The sequence below is a fragment of the Pseudomonas wayambapalatensis genome (assembly GCF_049942315.1).
Classification (GTDB): Bacteria; Pseudomonadota; Gammaproteobacteria; order Pseudomonadales; family Pseudomonadaceae; genus Aquipseudomonas; species Aquipseudomonas wayambapalatensis.
In genome coordinates this window covers 1-5068 of sequence record NZ_JBNFMU010000019.1, presented here as the reverse complement: position 1 = coordinate 5068, position 5068 = coordinate 1, and the positions used below count along the sequence as shown (strand labels likewise).

The following is a 5068-nucleotide window of genomic DNA, read 5'->3' as shown; positions in this document are numbered from 1 at the left end:
GTCGGGCCCTATCGCGGGGCAAGCCCGCTCCTACAGGAATGGGCCGCGGTTGCCTCAGGCCGGCTCTTCGGCCTGATCCTCACGCACGATTGCCTTCACTTCATCCCGCCGACTGATGTACTTCCAGTCCGCCTCGTCGATGTAGATCCCGTTCGGCCCACTGCCGCCTTCCAGATCGATCGCCACGCGCGCCGACACCTGCGGCTTCACGCTCGCCAGGATAGGTACGAAGCCCAGTTGCTGGCTGGTCTCCAGCAATGCCGCCTGGTTGCGTTCGTCGATGTCCGCCGCTTCGTCGAGGTAGTAGGGCAGGCGAATGCGCCCGGCCAGGTCGCGGTCCATCAGGTGCAGCAACAGGTACATGTTGGTCAGCGCCTTGATGGTCATGGTGGTGCCGTTGGAAGCGGCGCCGTCGATGTCGGCGTGGATCACCGGCTGGCTGTTGATCTTGGTGATCTCGAAGGCCAGCTCGAACAGGTCTTTCAGGCCCAGCTGGTTGTGGTTGGCCGCTACCAGCCGCGCCAGGTACTCCTTGGCCTCTTCGTTCTTGTGATCCTGCTCGGCGCTCTGCGTGAGATCGAACACCGACAGCGTTTCGCCTTCCTCGTACTGGCCGGCACTGTGGATGATCTGGTCGATGTGCTTGAGCGCTTCCTTGTTCGGCGCCAGCACCACGCGGAAGCTCTCCAGGTTGGACACCTGGCGCTTGTTGATCTCGCGGTTGAACAGCGCCAGCTGGTGCTCGAGGCTGTCGTAGTCGCTGCGGATGTTGCGCAGGGTCCGGGCGATGTCGGTGACCGCCGCGCGGCGCGCCTTGGCCAGGGTGAGGGCTTCCTCGGTGCGGTGCGAGTAGGCGTTGATCAGCAGCATCAGGCGACGTTCCATGTCGTCTTCGCTGTCGAACTTGGCCACGCCTTTCAGGCGCACCTGGGCGTACAGCGCCTCGATCTGGTTATCGACGCGCTGCAGCGCCTGCCAGCTGTCCTGGTAGTCGTTGAGCAGTGGCAGCAGGTTGTCCATCGAGTCATCGACCGGCTCCATGAACGGCGTGCCGAACGGCAGGTCGGCCGGCAGCAGCTGGCGGCGGCGCAGGGCGTCGTCCAGGGTGCGCTGCTTGGCTTCCATGTCGGCGATCTGGCGGCCAACCAGTTGCAGCTTGGCCGACAACTGCTGGACGCGCTCGGTGAAGGCGTCACTGGAGCGCTTGAGCTCGTCCTGGGCGGCTTCGAACTGCGCCAGTTGCTCCATTTTCTCGGGCTCTTCGGCGCTCAGGGTCTCGGTGCGGCGGAAGTCTTCCAGGGCCTTCTGCGCATCCAGCACCTGCTGGTACAGCGCCTCGGTCTGGGCTTTGCTCGCGGCGCGGTCCAGGGCTACGGCCTGCTGGGTCTTGAGCTGCTTGAGCTCCTTTTCCAGGCGCTCTTTCTGGTCGCGCAGGGCGGCTCGGTCGGCCAGGGCCTGCAGTGCGGGCGGCTCGATGTGCGACAGGTCGATGGACAGGCCCGGCACTTCGAAGCGCTCGCCCTTGAAGCTGTCGAGCACGCCTTCAAGCGTCTTGACCCACAGGTCGCTGTCGTCCAGCTCGATGCCCCGATCGCCCAGCGGCAGGCTGAACAGCGCGCCATTGAACAGGCGCATCAGGCGATCGACATCCTGCTGCGAGAACTCCTCGCGCAGGCGTGCGTAGCTGTTGTTGTCGGCGTGCTCGAGCTGTTGCTTGACCGCCTTGACGCGTTTTTCCAGGTCGCGCACCCGCTCGTCGAGGTCTTCGGCAGAGAACTGACGCGACTGCGCCAGGGCGCCGGCCAGTTCGTCGTGGGCGTCCTTGGCGGCGAGCAGTTGCTGCTCCAGTACCTTGACGTCATCGACCAGGGCGAAGCGGTGCTTGAGCACCGACAGCTCGCCGAGCCAGCGCTGGATGCCGGTGATTTCGCGCTCCAGGCGCATCAGCTCCTGGGTGCCGCCACGCTGGTCGTTCTGCAGGCCATCCTGCTCGGCGCGGTAGTGCTCGGCCTGGATCACCAGCTCTTCCTTGCGCGCTACGGCGTAGTCCTGCCAGGTGCCGAGCAGGCTGTCGAGCAGGGGGGAGAGGCGGTGCAGCTTGCCGCGCAGGATGTCGCGCTGGGCCACGCCGCCGGCAAGTGCCTCGACCAGCGGGCCGGCAGCGACCAGGGCGTTGTAGTCCTGCTCCATGCGGCGCACGTCGCGGAAGGCTTCTTCACAAGCCGCAATGTAGTCGACGCTGCCCGAGCGCAGGCTGTGCTCGAAGGCATCCAGGAACAGCTGCTTGAGCTTGGCGGCAGTGATCTCGCGCATGTGCAGCAGGTTGATGAACAACGCGCGGAAGGTCTTCAGGCTCTGCTCGCTGGTCGAGCGCAGCGGGATCAGGGTCAGGTCCAGCGGCACCGAGGTGTGGCCGCCGACCAGCAGCCGGCGCAGTTCGTCCGGCTTGAGTTCGTAGGCCTTGAGGCCGTTGCGCTCGAGGTTGGTGAACAGCTCCTTCTGGCGCAGGCAGGTGTCGTCTTTCTGGTAGTGGGCCAGGTCCAGCTCGCCCTGATAGGCGAAGAACTGGTGGCCGAAGCCGCCGCCGGGGCCGCGACCGACCACGCCGATCACGTGCGGGCCGTGGGGCAGGTTCAGTTCGCAGAGGATGTAGCTGGTGTCGCTGGCGAAGTAGAAGCGCCGCGACTGCTCCAGGCTGTACTTGCCGAAGCTCATGTCCGACATGCGTGCCAGGATCGGGAACTGCAGGGCGTTGATCGACGCCGATTTACCCAGGTTGTTCGCGCCATAGACCGACAGCGGGTGTTCCAGCGGGAACAGGCCGAGGCTGTAGCCGGCGGTGTTGAGCAGTGCGAAGCGGCGAATGCCGTAGCGTTCCTGGCTCATGCGTCAATCTCCTGTTGCTCTTCGCGGATGGCCCGGGCCAGGGCGTCTTCTTCGCTCTCGTCGCCCTCGAAGGGGGTGAGGTCGAGCGGATCGTCGGTGCGGTTGAGTTGCTCCGGGGTTTCTTCCTCGACCAGCACCGGGACCGGCAGCGGCAGGTCGCTGTGCAGGGTGGCGGCCAGGTCGCGGTCCTGCTGGACCGACAGGCACACATCGAGGAAGCGGTGCATCGGGGGCAGGAAGCGGTAGATGCCGCCTTCTTCATGGGCGAAGCCCAGCTGGGTCATGCGGCGCAGGATCTTCTCTTCGAGCTCCTCGACCGTCTGCACCTCGGCTTGCAGGAACAGGTCGCGGTATTTTTCCAGCAGCGAGGGCAACTCGTCGCGGCCGATGCTGCCGCCGTCGAGCACGGCCATCGGGTCGCGGCCCTGGTCGGCCAGGTGCTCGACCAGGATGAAGGTGAACAGCGACAGGCGCTGGGCGGTCTTGTTGACCTGCGCGGCGGCCTGTTCGGGGACGAAGTAGTAGAAGCCGCGGGTGTCGCAGACCAGCTCGAAACCGAGCGCCTTGAACAGGGTGCGGTACTGGTCCTGGAAGTTCGACAGTTGCGCGTACAGTTCCGGGTCGCGGCGGCTGACGTGGAAACCCTTGAACAGCTCGCGGAAGATCGGCGCGAGCTGGGACAGTTCGGAAAGATCAAGATGCATTGGCTGGGCTCGCGGTGGATTCGGTGGCTGCCGGTTGTTGTTCGCGGCTGGATGTCAGGGCGAAGGAACGCAGGCTGACCAGGTGTTCGCGGGTGGTGTAGTCCTGGCGCTGCAGGCGCTCGCGGCTGAAGCGCTTTTCGCGCGAAAGGCGCGAGAACCAGTACAGCAACTCGTCGGTGGCACCTTCGGGTTCCTGCTCCAGCAGCCAGACCATCAGGTCGGGCAGTGGCAGGGCGTCCTCGCAGCGTTCGAGCATTTCCTTGACCGTACGCGGCGCGCGCGGCAGCGGGCCCTTGTGGGTCTTGTGCGCCTTGGGGAAGCGCGCAGGTTTGGGCTCGAAGCGGGCCAGGGCGTAGACATAGGCCTCGACCTGGCTGGCGCTGCCCAGGAAGGTGCTCTGCGGCCGGGTGAACATCGGCATGGCCGCTTGCGGCACGGCGTCGATGCCCTTCTTGCGGATCACCGACAGGGCCAGTGCCGCGCCGCGGGTGACGGCGTTGTGTCGGCGTGCTTCCTCACGCAGCGGCAGCAGCAGCTCGCGGGCGTGGCGCAGGGTGAGCTGGGCGCTGGTCTGCATCTCGAGGATACGCGCGTGGGTGCGCAGCAGCATGTCGTCGTCGACCAGGTGGCCCAGGCGCGCCTGCTCGCCCAACAGGCGCAGCAGCACGGTCTCGACCTTGCGTACGCCCTGTTCGAAGGCACCGTCGGCGTTGACCAGCTGGATCATCGGTTCGACGTATTCGTCCCAGGTCGCCAGGACCTCGGCGTAGCGCTGGCGCAGGGGGATCTGGCGGTTGCTGGTCTTGGCCCGTTCGGCCACGGCGACCAGCGCCTGTTCGTCGTTGTCGAGCTTCTTCAGGACATCGCGCACGCGCATGTCGAGCAGGCGCAACTGGCGGGCCAGGTCGTCGCTGTCGCGGTTGTCGAAGGCGTCCTGGATGTGTCCGGCCAGGCGCTCGAGGTGGCGCAGGTAGGCTTCGATCTCCAGGCACAGGCCAAGGCGGTGCTCGCGGCGCAGGTAGGCGAGGAAGTCGTGGATCTGCGCGTTGAGCTCGAAGCGGTTCGGGCTCTTGGCCACCGGGACCAGGATGTCCAGGCGAATCCACACGTCGAGCAGCTGGGTGATGTCCTGCGGCGTGCTCTCCACCTGCTGGCGGGCCAGTTGCTGACGCAGCTCGACCAGGCTCAGGGTGCCCTGGTCGAAGCGCTCGCACAGCGGCTCGATCAGGGCCCAGTGTTCGGCTAGGGCGCGCAGGACGCGCTTGGGTTCGATCATTGGCGGGTCGACTCTTGCCAAATAAAAGGGGCGATTGTACTGCATACGGGGGGGAGGATTTCACCCCTTGGTCCGGGATTTGCGTTGATCTGTGCCAGCCTCTTCGCGGGGGGGGGAAGGCCCCCCAAAGAAAAAAACAGCCCCCCAGGAGGGAGGGTTCCCCCCAAAAAGAAAAAAAAAAAAAAAAACCCTTCCCCCCCCC

Annotated in this window: 3 protein-coding genes; all 3 read right to left on the bottom strand. The window is 65.6% G+C overall.

All coding sequences use genetic code 11. The features are described from left to right. Positions 1 to 54: 54 nt before the first annotated feature. From mksF to mksB, 3 genes are read right to left on the bottom strand one after another with little or no spacing between them, the layout of a single operon-like run. Entirely contained in the window at positions 55 to 2886 is a 2832-nt protein-coding gene (gene mksF, locus ACPZMI_RS00255; protein WP_426351427.1) for an Mks condensin complex protein MksF, read from the bottom strand. After that, positions 2883 to 3590: an Mks condensin complex protein MksE gene (gene mksE, locus ACPZMI_RS00250; RefSeq protein WP_186708123.1), complete on the bottom strand. Its 708-nt coding sequence runs from the start codon at positions 3588 to 3590 to the stop codon at positions 2883 to 2885. Before mksE ends, mksF begins: the two co-directional genes overlap by 4 nt. Beyond that, entirely contained in the window at positions 3580 to 4866 is a 1287-nt protein-coding gene (gene mksB / locus ACPZMI_RS00245) for an Mks condensin complex protein MksB (protein WP_054892490.1), read from the bottom strand. The genes mksE and mksB overlap by 11 nt, the downstream gene beginning before the upstream one ends. Positions 4867 to 5068 lie beyond the last annotated feature (202 nt).